Source organism: Pantoea sp. MBD-2R (assembly GCF_039134845.1).
In the GTDB taxonomy this organism is placed as follows: domain Bacteria; phylum Pseudomonadota; class Gammaproteobacteria; order Enterobacterales; family Enterobacteriaceae; genus Erwinia.
The window spans coordinates 2,624,558-2,636,777 of sequence record NZ_CP152417.1; the positions used below are offsets into that span (position 1 = coordinate 2,624,558).

Sequence of the window (12,220 nt, forward strand, 5' to 3'; positions counted from 1 at the left end):
GGTTGTAATCAGCACCTTTTGCTCAATTAATTAAAAGTACAATCGCGTCCTGAGGGTGCACCAATAATCCGGGACATTTTATCACAGACAATAACAACCTGGTTTCCCTTCTTCAGCGACATAGCGGCGGCTTTTTGGGAGTCTTTCATTTCCATTCGCGCAGCCATAAACTGGTTATCCGTTTTAAGACTGATAATAATGGAATCGGTGAAATCCTTATCAATCGACTGCACAATCCCTGTTACCGCAACCCGCTTGCCTTTAAGCGCTTCATCCGTTGCCACTTCATTCTCTTCATAAGCATTGAACAGCTTACGAGCGGTAGTTTCATATACCGGTTTTTGTTGCGCTGCCGAGGCTTCAGATTGAGCCGCTGAGTTTGATGAGGTTGCCTGAGAGGTGCTGCCTGATGATGAAGCGTTTTCATCTTTACCAACAAAGAAGCCAAGTAAAATTAATGCAACAACGATGTAAAAAACCCACCTAAAAAACTTTTTCATGGATATCCTTATTTAATCCTAAACAGAGCTTTTAAACTTTAATGTTCCCTTACAGGGCATGGCATTAACACCACAGTGAGAGCTGAATACTTTCCCTGGAATGCTAATTTTCTATCCGGAATGCTGATACGTTACCAGCTTCCCTGATTTTTAACACAGCAGCAACTTTTCAGATCGGCCAAAAATCTGAGACGGATTCAAAGCGCTGTAATGTTATGATTTCACTGGATATCAAACATTGATCGATGTAACAAAAGCCATAAACAATCAGTTTTCCAGCTATTAATTTACCCTTTTTTGTTTCTTAATTTTTTGGCTTACGTTATTCATCGCACTGGTCAGGAAATTTTGGGACTTTATCGGCAGATTTTCACAGTTCATCGAATCACCGTTGTGAGGTTGATAAAATGTTAAAATTACTTACCGCAAGGTGCAGGCGATAAAGTGCGGCCTGGATAGACGGCACAACATCCCGTGGCTGTGCCTGATAAACAGAAACAAGCAGCTTTTATCAAAGATCCTCACGGGTCGTCTCGAACAAAAATATGAATTTTTATCTGGTTGAAACGTCACCTGGTACAGGCGCTTGCGGAACGCTGGCTGAATGAATTTAATAGCGAGACGCTTAATATCGCTGCTCGCGCTCCGGGAAAGACGCAGCATCATGAAATTCATTAATATTTTAAAATATGATCGCCATCACATAATTTCCTGCACCTAAGTTAGTTCTTAAAGCAGCGGTTAACCATGACTTTACCTTAAATGCATCGATATGATTAATCGTAAAATTTATAAATGACAAATTGAATTTATCGTCCCGAACCATTTTACTTTAAATATAATTATTTCTTTTATTAAAAAATGGTTAATAGTATAAATCAACCTCAGGCTTGTTTAACAAACCTCAATACCAGCGGCAATTAAAAACAACACATATAACACTCATCAATGTGAATGGGTTTTAAAAAAGCCCTGTTTTAAATTAAACATTTTGTTGTCTCAACTGGATGCTTTGCGATCGTAACTTCATGTTAAAAATCAGCAAACCACTCAATCCCCGGAGGCGTATTATGGCCACGTTAATCACTCTTAACGTCACTAACATGAACAAAATGGATAAAGATATATTTATCTTTCAAGAACCTTCTTTATATGAAGGAGGCGAAACTCCGTTTGTTAATAGCATTTACACCGGCAAACTTTATAACGATCAAATATTAACGTTTAGAATATATGTGCAATATTATGGTGGCGTGCAAGAAAACAAATCAGAACCAAAAATAAATGAACCCTCAGGCGAAAGATCGGCTATAAAAATTGTTGAGCTTACGCCTAATAACAACGAGGAAGTAAATAACTCTATCAATATGGTGATGGATGATGAGGAAAATTAGTATTTAGAAAACGCTATTTATGACCCAGAAACACAAGCGGGTGCATTTAGAATATCGACGCCGACATATGGGTCTTTCGATAAAGTTTTCTATGCTGGTTGAGCCGTAAGGGCTTCCAGTGGTGAAGTTATTATGTCAAATTTCATCGAAGCAAGCCCTAACAGCAACATGGATTTTCAACCTCAGCTTAAATTCTATGTTCAGGTTGGGAGTTATGAAGCTGGAAATGTAATGGATTTCACAACATCTTCAAAAAATGCAGGATTTTGTGATGCATCAAAGGGAGATTATACATTCAATGTTATCTATACAGACAAAGGTGAATGGGAAGTGACAGCAGATGAAAAAACCTTTGAACCAACAGAAGGTGAGGCTGGCAGTATTAAGATAGAAAAATCCCTCACAGCAGCCTAAAGGTGCCATGCACAGTAAAAATAAAATTAATTTACGGCTTAGCTAAAGGAATGCTGAGCCGTACTTTTAACTTTCATCTTTTATTAAGACGGGTTAAAGATTTTAAATAACCCCCCCTTCGCATCGCCCTGGACTTTATTTATGTCACTTTTCGCTAAGTTAATTACCAGTTAAAAAGTGAAAAATGCTAACACAAAAAATATTGGCACCGATTTATATAGCCAGGGAGTTTAAATGCTTTATGCCGTACATTTTTTTGATAATCCCGCCTGGCTTGAGATACGTATTTACGCCGGAGCGTGCAAGAGGCCGTCACCAATCCAAAAAAAAGACCAAAGACGATTCCTGTCTTTGGTCCAGGGAAATGGCTCGTTGAGAGCCGTGCGCTAAAAGTTGGCATTTATGCAGGCGATGTCGCCTTGCCCTTTAAAAGGTAGTACAGACGTGAGGATTTTCCAGCCAGTTGTAAACAGGGCCAGAGGAAGATGATGACTCTGTGATCGTAACGGCAGAAATGATTACGGCTGGGAAATACCCGGAGGGATCTGCTACCGCGTAAATAGTCACGCGGCGGCAGAGCACAAGTCAGTCACACAGCTTTTGAGCGCGCTCGATAAAGGGTGCGAGGCTCTTTTTCTGGCCCGGCTGCTGAGGATCGTCAATCTGAATCACGCTAATCGGCTGAGCTTTCGCCCGTCCGCTTTTTACCAGCTGCATCGCGATGTCGTTCAGCGGATACTGCACCAGCGTACTGGGATTGATAGCGAAAAGCGCGCCGCCCTTCGCACAGGTGAGCATCACCTCTTCCCGATCAAACGCCCAGTTGTTTTTTCCCATTTCAAAACGGCTGACGGTGATGATTTCCGCCGCCATCGCGCTGGAACAAAAACTTAATGCGATCAATAAACTGGCCAATTTTTTCATGATATTACGATCTCTCTCTGAATAACGCCTGTGCACCAGGCGGTCAATAAAATCAGGCGGGTTCGAGCGTGGCAAAGACGCTGACCAGCAGCAATACCAGCGCAGACAAAAAAACTTCTGCCAGCGTGGTAAGCATAAAAGTGTGCTGCGCCCGCGCGCCGCTACGCTGAAAACGCGGCACCAGTGAATAGCGGTTATAGAGCGCGATGCCGCACATCGTCATCACCAACAATGTCTTGGCGAGCAGCAGCATAGTGTAAGGTTGCAAATGGGTCGGAGGCCATTCGGGAAGCAGTATCATCGCGTTAAGCATACCGGTAATAATCACCAGCGCGACGGCAAGATGCCCCCAGCTGGAAAAGCGCATCATCGTACGGATAGCATCATAACGCGTCGCCAGCTGCCTCGCCTCACGCATCAATAACAGTACCGGCAACAGCCCCCCCGCCCAGAAGGCCGCGGAGAGTAAGTGTACGACTTGGATCCCTCGCTGAATGCCGCCTGCCACGCCATCCAGCATGGCCGCGTGCCCGACAAAAGCCAGGCCGGCCAACTGTCCTGCTGCGCTAAACAACCACGTCAGTTGTTGTAAGCGTCCTTTTAACAGAAGCGCGGCAACGCTAACGGCGGCCATCAGCAGTTGCCATTGCCATGCCTGACCAAAGCGCGTTTGCGCTACCGCCCGCCAGACGCTGAGATTGCTGATATCCTGCCAGCCGTTGCCCATCAGCCCGGTCTGCGCAGCCAGCAGCAGAATCGCAGTGGTCAGCGCAGTCCACGCGCTGAGAGTGAGCAAACGGTGGAACCGGCCAGTGAGCGTTTCTCTGAAGCGTGCAGGAGCCAGCAGCGCGGTATAAAGGCTGCCGCCAGCAAGCGTCATCAGCGCAGTAAAATGCAGCCAGCGACAGAGAATATAAAAGAAGCTAAGTGACATCTCACTTCACGCTGAAGGTATAGTTCCCTTGCGTTTTGTGCCCATCCACAGAGAGCACGTGCCAGCTGACCTGATAATGTCCACTGGTCAGCGGTTTTTCCAAAGGCACAATCATTTGATTATGTTCTCTTGGCGCACGGGCGGCTTTCGCCAGCGGTACAGCCTGATTGTTACCATCGGTGATTTCCACGCCGCTGAAAGCCGGTTCGATATCTTCAGAAAAAGTCAGCGTTAGCGCCTGCGGAGAAGCAGTAACGTTCGCATTCGCCGCGGGATACTGGCTTTTGAGGTGGGCGTGAGCAGAAGCTTGCTGAGAGAAAGCGGCAGCGGCAAATGCCAGCGCCATAACCATAGAGAACTTACGCATAAATCGTATCATCCTGACCAAAGCAGCCCTGAGCTGCGGTAAGGCCGAAAGAATACTCCGCTTAAAATAAGGTGTCGAGTCGTTAACAGCCTGAGCGCCTCATCGTGCTTGCGAAACGTTCGCGACTGCTTTATTTTTGCGGCGATTATCAGGAGATTTTTATGAATTACAATCTGGCCGAACTGACCCAGGAAGAGAAAGACAAGGTAAATGTGGATTTGGCAGCGGCAGGCGTGGCTTTCAAAGAGCGTTATAACATGCCAGTTGTAGCCGAAATGGTGGAGCGCGAGCAGCCCGAGGCGTTGCGTGAATGGTTCCGCCAGCGCCTGGCGAGTTACCGGCAGGCGTCGCTGAGTCTGTCGCGTTTACCTTACGAACCGAGGCAAAAATAGTCGCTGAATTTCGCTTAATTTGCTTGTTTTTCCCTCCCGCTTCGGTTGAGATATCGCCTTAAACCGTCCTACGAGAGAATATATGTCTGTCTGGAGTGTCGCTGCTGCACAATCGGGCTCGCGTCCGGGAGATGTTGACTGGAACATCTCGCATCATCTTGACTTTATCAATCAGGCGGCTGAAAAGCGCGTTGATTTGGTTATTTTCCCGGAGCTGTCCATCACAGGTTACGAACTGGAGATAGCCAGCGATCTGGCAATGCCTGTCGACGATGCCAGGCTGGATGTGTTAGCCGAGGCGGCGACGCGGCATAAAATGGCTATCGTGACCGGCTTGCCGCTGCTGTATGAGGATGAAATCCGCCTCAGCGCCCTGACGTTTTTGCCGGAAGGGACGCGTCTCGCTTACTGCAAACGTAACCTTGTTCCTCAGGAGCAGGCTTTTTTCCAGGCGGGTCAAAGCGTGCCGCTGTTTGGCTATCAGCACCATAATGTTGCGCTGGCAATCTGTGCTGATATTGCGGTAGAAGAGTTCGCTGCCGATGCGGCCAGCCGTGGCGCTAATCTTTATGCCACCAGCGTTTTGCTCTCTGAGAACGGCTACGAAAAGGATTGCGAGTACCTGGCCCGCTGGTCCCGTGAATACAAAATGGCGGTGATGATGGCCAACCATGCCTTGCCTACCGGCGGCTATCAGAGCGCCGGAAAAAGCGCGTTATGGGATGAAAACGGCAACCGGGTAGTACAGGGCGGCAACGGCGAGCAGCTGGTCATCGCCCGCCGTACAGGTAAAGATTGGCAAGGAGAGGTGCATTCGTTACGCTAGCCGTTGGTTTATTGAGAAGGACGAAATATGTTACGCGTGATCGACACCGAAACCTGTGGTTTACAGGGTGGCATTGTTGAAGTGGCGTCAGTCGACGTGATTGACGGCAAAATCGTCAATCCGATGAGCGATTTGATCTGCCCGGATCGCCCAATCAGTCGTCAGGCAATGGCGATTCACCGCATCACCGAAGCGATGGTGATGGGCAAGCCGCCAATAGAACAGGTTGTCAGTCGCTATCACGGCAGTCCTTATTATGTGGCCCACAATGCCAGCTTTGATCGCCGCATGCTGCCCGAAATGCACGGGGAATGGATCTGCACCATGACGCTGGCGCGTGGGCTGTGGCCGGGTAAAAAATACGGTAATCAGGCGCTGCGTGAATCATTACAGCTGAATGTCACCCCTCCTGCCGGGCTGCATGCTCACCGTGCTTTGTATGACTGCTACGTTACCGCCGCGCTGCTGATCCGCATCATGGAATTTTCAGGTTGGGATGCCGCTGAGATGGTTCGCCGGATGCAGGTTCGGGGTTCCAGCGCCACTTTTCCCTTCGGGAAGTATCGCGGCAGCCGGATTGATGATGTCGTGAAGCGCGATCCGGGCTATCTCAAATGGATGCTGAAAAATATCCCGGATCTGAAACCCGACCTGCGCAGCGCAATGGAGCGGGCGTTGTCGGCAGATTAATGTGTGTTGGCCGTGGTCAGCGTCTCCTGAGCCAGGCCAATCAGGAATGCGTATTCCAGCGCGACGCCCTCGTATGATTTAAAGCGCCCCGATTTTCCGCCATGCCCGGCATCCATATCGGTGCAAAGCAGCAGCAGATTCTCATCGGTTTTCATGTCGCGCAGTTTCGCCACCCATTTCGCGGGTTCCCAGTACTGTACCTGGGAATCGTGCAGGCCTGTCGTCACCAGCATATGCGGATAGCTTTGCGCGCTGACACAGTCGTAAGGGCTGTACTGGCGAATGTAGCGATAGTACTGCTCGTCAGCAGGGTTGCCCCACTCGTCATATTCTCCGGTCGTCAGCGGGATAGTTTCATCCAGCATGGTGGTGACAACATCCACGAAAGGCACCTGCGCGACTACGCCATGGAAGCGTGACGGCGCCATATTGATAACGGCTCCCATAAGCAGGCCGCCTGCACTTCCCCCCATCGCATAGAGCTTTTCAGGATTGCCATACCCTTTCTCCACCAGCGCATTAGTGACGTCAATAAAATCATGGAAGGTATTAAGTTTATTCAGCAGTTTGCCATCTTCATACCACTCCTGGCCCAGCTCTCCGCCGCCACGCACGTGAACCAGGGCGTAAACAAAGCCGCGATCCAGTAAACTCAGGCGACTGGCGCTAAAATCGGCATCCATATTGCTGCCGTAGGAACCATATCCGTAAACCAGCATCGGGCTTTTTCCTGGCCTGAAATGCTCTCGATGATAAACCAGTGAAACCGGCACTTCCACGCCATCACGCGCTTTGATCCAATGATGTTCGCTGCGGTAACGGTTTGGATCAAATCCTTTTACTTCAGACTGCTTCAATATCCTGCGCTCTCCGCTGTCCATATCCATTTCAAACAGCGTATCGGGCGTGGTCATTGAGGAATAACCGTAACGGAGTTTTGAGGTCGCCGGATCGGGGTTATACGCCAGCCAGGTGACGTACGCCGGGTCGTCAAAGGCAATCCCGAAATCTTCTCCGGTCTGCCAGTTAATTTGCCGGAGACTGGTCAGCCCTCGCTGCCGCTCTTCCACCACCAGCCAGTCTGCAAACAGCGCGAAATCCTCCAGCCTGATATGGTCGCGAGCAGCAATCACCGTCTCCCACTCCTGTTCATTGAAATGGTCGGTTCGGTACAGACCAAAGTTTTTTCCTTCGCGGTTCGATCTGACATAAAAGTGGTGCTGATAGTGATCGATTGTATATTCGTGATCTTTACGGCGCGGGCTGAAAACCTGCGGTTTAGCATCTGCGAATTCGGCATCCAGCAGTAAAATCTCGCTGGTTGTGCTGCTGGCAAGCGCGATCAGGATAAAGTGTTCAGACGTGGTTTTGTGCACGCTGACATAGAAAGTGTCATCTTTCTCTTCATAAACCAGCTCGTCATCCTGCTGCGAAGTGCCTAACCGGTGACGCCAGACCTGCCATGGCAACAGCGTCTGTTTATCTTTCAGCACGTAGTAAAACGTCTGGCTGTCGTTAGCCCAGACAAAGCTGGAGGAGACGTTTTCCAGCACTTCCGGATACCAGCTGCCGGTTGCCAGGTTACAGAAGCGAATACCGTACACGCGGCGAGACAAAAAATCTTCCGCCAGCGCCATCGTCTGGTTATCGGGGCTGATGCCTAAGCCACCCAGCGTATAAAACTCGCTGTGGGCAGCACGCTGATTACCATCCACAAGGATGTCCCATTGATCCGGCGTAGCGGTCTGTTCCGGCTGGCGGGTGTAAAGCGCGTATTCGTTGCCCTCTTCATAGCGGCGCTGATAACGAAAACCGTTTTTCACGTAAGGAACGGAATGGTCCTGTTGCGGGATGCGGTCAACAATCTCTTTCAGCACGTTATCCTGCAACGCCTGCTGCGTATGCATAATGGCTTTGCCGTAATCATTTTCCGCATGGAGATAATCGAGCATTTCGGTATTGGAGCGTTCATCATCACGCAGCCAGTAGTAATTATCGACGCGTGTTTCGCCGTGAAGCGTCATCTCATAAGGTATTTTTTTGGCGACTGGTGGTTTTATCATTCTCGGCCCCGCTTAATCAGTTACATAGAGTAAGGGTGGCAGCTGTAAGGATGATTGCCAAGGGTAAAGCGAGCGAACAGAGGAATATTATTGGTATCGGGTGGCTGCGCCCCACCCGGGGAACGGGTTAAATTCAGTACCAGTATAAACATTAAGCGGGAAGTTTGGCTTTCTCGGCCTGAATATCCTTTGCCATGCTGTCACGGACATCCTGCGGGATTTTCAGTTCATCGCCCAGCGCCTGTAGATAGCTACGCTCCATAAAGTGGTCCACATCAATGACCAGATTGCTGAGGAAATAGACTTCCAGCGCTTCCTCCTCGTTTTTTACATCATCAGCCAGCATTTTTGGATCGAGCGGCATATTAATCGCGCGCTGGATCAGCTTTTCGCCTTCTGCACCTAAACCGGCCTGATGAATGTGTTCATCGATGGCCTGCCGTTCCTGACCATCAATATGGCCGTCGCTTTTCGCCGCAAAGACCAGTGCCTGAACCAGTCGTTCTGCACGCCGGTCGACGGACGATGATTGCTGACCGAACTGCGCTTCACTTTGATGAGTTTCGTTAACCCGCTGCTTATATTTATTCCACAAAACGGCCGCCGCCGCCGCGCTTCCACCTACAATCAGCGCATTTTTGCCGTATTTCAGAAGCAGATTACGGGAGGATTTACTGGCAATCAGCATGCCTGCCAGACCGCCCAGCGCGCCAGGCGCCAGCATCTTACTCAGGCCTTCCCCGCCGTTGCCGCCCTGCTTGCTGCTACCCAGTACCGTTTGTATTTGCTGTAGCCAGTTACTCATCACCTGCTCCTTTCAGAAAGAAAGTCACCAGCATAGAGCGCTCCACGTCAAGAAGCGTCAAGCCAGGCAAAGCCTGGAAAACCTTCGGCTCCTGCACTTCGTCTGCAAATCTCAACAAATCACTATACTTAGCTCGCCCGTCAGCTTTTCACCGTCTTTTGCAACGTGCAGCGGCGGCATCTGGAAAGGCTGGCAGATAAGAGAATGTTGCATATTTTGATAAGGGGAAAAAAGGATGCGTTTTAACGATAACCCGCTGTTTATCAATACGGTTTTGTTGGGCGGCAGCCCGGAAGAGAAATTACTGGCGGCCGCTCAGGCTGGCTTCAGCCAGGTTGAGCTCTGGCGGCAGGATGTGGAGCAGGCCAGCGGTAGCGCAGTGCAGCTGGCGGAATTGTTTCAACAACAAAAACTGTTGCTAACCGATTACCAGGTGTTGCTGGATTTTGATGGCGCGCCGGATGACCAGCGTCAGGCTAAACGTGATGAAGCAGTGGAAATGATGGATACCGCTCTCAAACTGGGTGCCACCACAATCCTGACGCCGGCTTCAACGCATCATGCCTGCATTGCCGATCGTGAAGAGGAAGATCTGTGCTGGTTAGCAGATGAAGCGGGAAAGCGGGGGCTGCGCGTCGCCTATGAAGCGATGGCGTGGAGTACGCATATCAATACCACCAGCGCCGCATGGCAGCTGGTTCAGCGTATAGATAAGCCAAACTTGGGTCTGGTAGTAGATGCCTTTCATATTTTTGTGCTCGACCGTACCGTTGCTGACCTGGAGGGCATTCCGATGGAGAAGATTTTCCTTGTCCAGCTTTCCGACCTGGCCACAAAGCCTGATAAGGCGCATCTGATCGACACCGCCCGCCACAAGCGTTTATTACCCGGCGAGGGCAACTTTCCGCTGCACACGTTACTGGATTATCTGGCCGGGAAAGGCTACAGCGGGCCGATAGGGCTGGAAGTCTTCAATGACGAAATCCATCGGCAGCCGCCGGTGACAGCCGCGAAAGAAGCCATGCAGGCTTTAAAGACATGCTGCGGAGACGCTTCTTTCAGTCATACTCATTAACCCGCCAGCGCCGGTTTCTGACCTGAACAAACAAGCCCGCAAAGCAGGCTTGTTTGTGCTCCGGTCGGGGCAGTCACAACCCAGGCGGGTAAACTCAGGCCTGCACTTACCGCCCGGCAAACGCTGGCCATAAGCTGCTACGCCGCCTTCACAGCGCGAGGCCCTTTTGCCTTCGCGGAAGAGGGGTTCTCTTCATCTACGCCAGCGGATACCGCTTCGCTCTCCGGCTCTTCTGAAACGGTCGCTGACGATGCTGTTCCTTCGGTAGCGGCTTCCGGCATCTTGCTGGTACGAACGATATGCTGCACGGCATCTTTATGCTCGGCAAGGAACATGCCCAGCGCTTCACGCTGATCTTCTTCCATTGCCAGCGGCGCAGCGCTCAGCCAGTCGCAGAACACTTCGGCCATATCGAGCATTTTGTCGTATGCATCAGCTTCTTTCTTGCTGGCGAAAGTCATCTTTTCCTCACCTTTTCTGACAACAACATATTTGATTTCAACAGCCATGGTCCACACCTCGCTTACCTGTAATTATATACAGTATATCAGCCCACCTTATTTAACTCAAGTTTGCAAATCAGATGAACGCGCAATCGTTTTCGTTTATACTGCGCGCGCATTTTTTTTCATCTCATCAGGTAAAGATTATGACGACTCTTGGTACCGCACTGCGCCCCGCCGCAACCCGTGTAATGCTGCTAGGTTCTGGTGAACTGGGCAAAGAAGTGGCGCTTGAATGTCAGCGTCTGGGTGTTGAAACAATCGCAGTCGATCGCTATGCCGATGCGCCCGCCATGCACGTTGCCCATCGCAGCCACGTCATTAACATGTTGGATGGCGAAGCGCTGAAGGCGTTGGTTGCACTGGAGCGCCCGGATTATATCGTGCCGGAAATCGAAGCCATCGCCACCGATATGCTGATTGAGCTGGAAAAACAGGGCCAGCGCGTGGTGCCAACCGCCCGTGCGGCGCGCCTGACGATGAACCGTGAAGGCATCCGCCGTCTGGCCGCTGAAGAGCTGGCGTTGCCGACTTCGACCTACCGCTTTGCCGATAACGCGGTCGATTTTCATCAGGCAGCTGAAGAGATTGGTTTTCCGTGTATCGTCAAGCCGGTAATGAGCTCGTCAGGTAAAGGGCAGAGCTTTATCCGTGAGGCGCATCAGCTTGATGCCGCATGGGAGTATGCCCAGCAGGGTGGACGGGCTGGTGCAGGCCGCGTCATTGTAGAAGGCGTCGTGAAGTTTGATTTTGAGATCACCTTACTGACTATTAGCGCTGTTGACGGCATCCATTTCTGCGCGCCCATTGGTCATCGTCAGGAAGATGGCGACTATCGTGAGTCATGGCAGCCACAGCAAATGAGCGATCTGGCATTGCAACGCGCTCAGCAGATTGCTGAAAAAGTCGTTCTGGCACTGGGTGGCCACGGTCTGTTTGGCGTTGAGCTGTTCGTTTGTGGTGACGACGTGGTGTTCAGCGAAGTCTCCCCTCGCCCACACGATACCGGCATGGTTACGCTGATTTCGCAGGATCTCTCTGAGTTTGCCCTGCACGTTCGCGCGTTTCTCGGTCTGCCCATCGGCGGCATCCGCCAATATGGCCCTGCCGCTTCTGCGGTGATTCTGCCTGAGCTGAACAGTGACAACGTTCAGTTTGCAAACCTCAACGACGTTCTTGGTGCCGGGTTACAGCTGCGGTTGTTCGGCAAACCTGAAGTTCAGGGCAAGCGTCGTCTGGGCGTAGCTCTGGCAACCGGAAATGACATTGATGAGGCCATTCAGCGCGCGATCAACTGTGCGGCTGGCGTCAAGGTTAGCGGCTAAGGTTAACG

The 12,220-nt window shown here is 50.6% G+C and carries 14 protein-coding genes; 7 read left to right on the plus strand and 7 right to left on the minus strand.

Annotated elements, in window-relative coordinates; translation table 11 throughout:
* Positions 1-26: 26 nt before the first annotated feature.
* Complete coding sequence (locus AAGQ96_RS12035; RefSeq protein WP_342753659.1) at positions 27-500, minus strand: hypothetical protein; 474 nt, start codon at positions 498-500, stop codon at positions 27-29.
* Positions 501-1,570: 1,070 nt separating this feature from the next.
* Here AAGQ96_RS12035 and AAGQ96_RS12040 point away from each other — a divergent pair.
* A complete protein-coding gene (locus AAGQ96_RS12040) occupies positions 1,571-1,894 on the plus strand; it encodes a hypothetical protein (RefSeq protein ID WP_342753660.1) in 324 nt (107 codons plus the stop codon).
* A gap of 132 nt (positions 1,895-2,026) precedes the next feature.
* Positions 2,027-2,308, plus strand: coding sequence for a hypothetical protein (locus AAGQ96_RS12045; RefSeq protein WP_342753661.1), 282 nt, complete (start codon positions 2,027-2,029; stop codon positions 2,306-2,308).
* Between the two features lie 585 nt (positions 2,309-2,893).
* Here the strand turns inward: AAGQ96_RS12045 and AAGQ96_RS12050 are convergent.
* Genes AAGQ96_RS12050 through yobA form a run of 3 tightly spaced genes read right to left on the minus strand, consistent with a single transcriptional unit; the run spans position 2,894 to position 4,533 of the window.
* Entirely contained in the window at positions 2,894-3,232 is a 339-nt protein-coding gene (locus AAGQ96_RS12050) for a YebY family protein (protein WP_147198418.1), read from the minus strand.
* Between the two features lie 52 nt (positions 3,233-3,284).
* Positions 3,285-4,166, minus strand: a complete 882-nt coding sequence (copD, locus tag AAGQ96_RS12055) for a copper homeostasis membrane protein CopD (protein WP_342753662.1) — start codon at positions 4,164-4,166, stop codon at positions 3,285-3,287.
* Position 4,167: 1 nt separating this feature from the next.
* The gene (gene yobA / locus AAGQ96_RS12060; protein WP_342753663.1) at positions 4,168-4,533 is read right to left on the minus strand and encodes a CopC domain-containing protein YobA; all 366 of its coding nucleotides are present in this window, start codon (positions 4,531-4,533) and stop codon (positions 4,168-4,170) included.
* Positions 4,534-4,694: 161 nt separating this feature from the next.
* On the opposite strand from yobA, the gene AAGQ96_RS12065 reads away from it, so the two are divergent.
* From AAGQ96_RS12065 to exoX, 3 genes are all read left to right on the plus strand, one after another.
* A complete protein-coding gene (locus tag AAGQ96_RS12065) occupies positions 4,695-4,925 on the plus strand; it encodes a DNA polymerase III subunit theta (RefSeq protein WP_147198421.1) in 231 nt (76 codons plus the stop codon).
* Positions 4,926-5,007: 82 nt separating this feature from the next.
* Complete coding sequence (locus AAGQ96_RS12070) at positions 5,008-5,751, plus strand: carbon-nitrogen hydrolase family protein (protein ID WP_342753664.1); 744 nt, start codon at positions 5,008-5,010, stop codon at positions 5,749-5,751.
* A 27-nt stretch (positions 5,752-5,778) separates the two neighbouring features.
* Positions 5,779-6,441: an exodeoxyribonuclease X gene (gene exoX / locus AAGQ96_RS12075; protein ID WP_147198423.1), complete on the plus strand. Its 663-nt coding sequence runs from the start codon at positions 5,779-5,781 to the stop codon at positions 6,439-6,441.
* On the opposite strand, the gene AAGQ96_RS12080 is transcribed toward exoX, so the two are convergent.
* The gene (locus AAGQ96_RS12080; RefSeq protein WP_342755556.1) at positions 6,438-8,501 is read right to left on the minus strand and encodes a prolyl oligopeptidase family serine peptidase; all 2,064 of its coding nucleotides are present in this window, start codon (positions 8,499-8,501) and stop codon (positions 6,438-6,440) included. The two genes, exoX and AAGQ96_RS12080, sit on opposite strands and share 4 nt — an antisense overlap.
* Positions 8,502-8,655: 154 nt before the next feature.
* Entirely contained in the window at positions 8,656-9,309 is a 654-nt protein-coding gene (locus tag AAGQ96_RS12085) for a DUF533 domain-containing protein (protein WP_342753665.1), read from the minus strand.
* Positions 9,310-9,544: 235 nt separating this feature from the next.
* Between AAGQ96_RS12085 and AAGQ96_RS12090 the strand changes: the two genes are divergently transcribed.
* Positions 9,545-10,384: a sugar phosphate isomerase/epimerase family protein gene (locus AAGQ96_RS12090; RefSeq protein ID WP_342753666.1), complete on the plus strand. Its 840-nt coding sequence runs from the start codon at positions 9,545-9,547 to the stop codon at positions 10,382-10,384.
* Positions 10,385-10,521: 137 nt separating this feature from the next.
* Here AAGQ96_RS12090 and AAGQ96_RS12095 read toward each other — a convergent pair whose 3' ends face one another.
* Complete coding sequence (locus AAGQ96_RS12095; RefSeq protein WP_342753667.1) at positions 10,522-10,893, minus strand: YebG family protein; 372 nt, start codon at positions 10,891-10,893, stop codon at positions 10,522-10,524.
* Positions 10,894-11,033: 140 nt separating this feature from the next.
* Between AAGQ96_RS12095 and purT the strand changes: the two genes are divergently transcribed.
* Entirely contained in the window at positions 11,034-12,212 is a 1,179-nt protein-coding gene (gene purT / locus AAGQ96_RS12100) for a formate-dependent phosphoribosylglycinamide formyltransferase (protein ID WP_342753668.1), read from the plus strand.
* The last annotated feature ends 8 nt before the right edge of the window (positions 12,213-12,220 follow it).

What these genes read in the sequence shown, in the direction of transcription:
- AAGQ96_RS12035 (WP_342753659.1), bottom strand. Translation starts at nt 500, where the DNA reads ATGAAAAAGTTTTTTAGGTGGGTTTTTTACATCGTTGTTGCATTAATT.
- AAGQ96_RS12040 (WP_342753660.1), top strand. Translation starts at nt 1,571, where the DNA reads ATGGCCACGTTAATCACTCTTAACGTCACTAACATGAACAAAATGGAT.
- AAGQ96_RS12045 (WP_342753661.1), top strand. Translation starts at nt 2,027, where the DNA reads ATGTCAAATTTCATCGAAGCAAGCCCTAACAGCAACATGGATTTTCAA.
- AAGQ96_RS12050 (WP_147198418.1), bottom strand. Translation starts at nt 3,232, where the DNA reads ATGAAAAAATTGGCCAGTTTATTGATCGCATTAAGTTTTTGTTCCAGC.
- copD (WP_342753662.1), bottom strand. Translation starts at nt 4,166, where the DNA reads ATGTCACTTAGCTTCTTTTATATTCTCTGTCGCTGGCTGCATTTTACT.
- yobA (WP_342753663.1), bottom strand. Translation starts at nt 4,533, where the DNA reads ATGCGTAAGTTCTCTATGGTTATGGCGCTGGCATTTGCCGCTGCCGCT.
- AAGQ96_RS12065 (WP_147198421.1), top strand. Translation starts at nt 4,695, where the DNA reads ATGAATTACAATCTGGCCGAACTGACCCAGGAAGAGAAAGACAAGGTA.
- AAGQ96_RS12070 (WP_342753664.1), top strand. Translation starts at nt 5,008, where the DNA reads ATGTCTGTCTGGAGTGTCGCTGCTGCACAATCGGGCTCGCGTCCGGGA.
- exoX (WP_147198423.1), top strand. Translation starts at nt 5,779, where the DNA reads ATGTTACGCGTGATCGACACCGAAACCTGTGGTTTACAGGGTGGCATT.
- AAGQ96_RS12085 (WP_342753665.1), bottom strand. Translation starts at nt 9,309, where the DNA reads ATGAGTAACTGGCTACAGCAAATACAAACGGTACTGGGTAGCAGCAAG.
- AAGQ96_RS12090 (WP_342753666.1), top strand. Translation starts at nt 9,545, where the DNA reads ATGCGTTTTAACGATAACCCGCTGTTTATCAATACGGTTTTGTTGGGC.
- AAGQ96_RS12095 (WP_342753667.1), bottom strand. Translation starts at nt 10,893, where the DNA reads ATGGCTGTTGAAATCAAATATGTTGTTGTCAGAAAAGGTGAGGAAAAG.
- purT (WP_342753668.1), top strand. Translation starts at nt 11,034, where the DNA reads ATGACGACTCTTGGTACCGCACTGCGCCCCGCCGCAACCCGTGTAATG.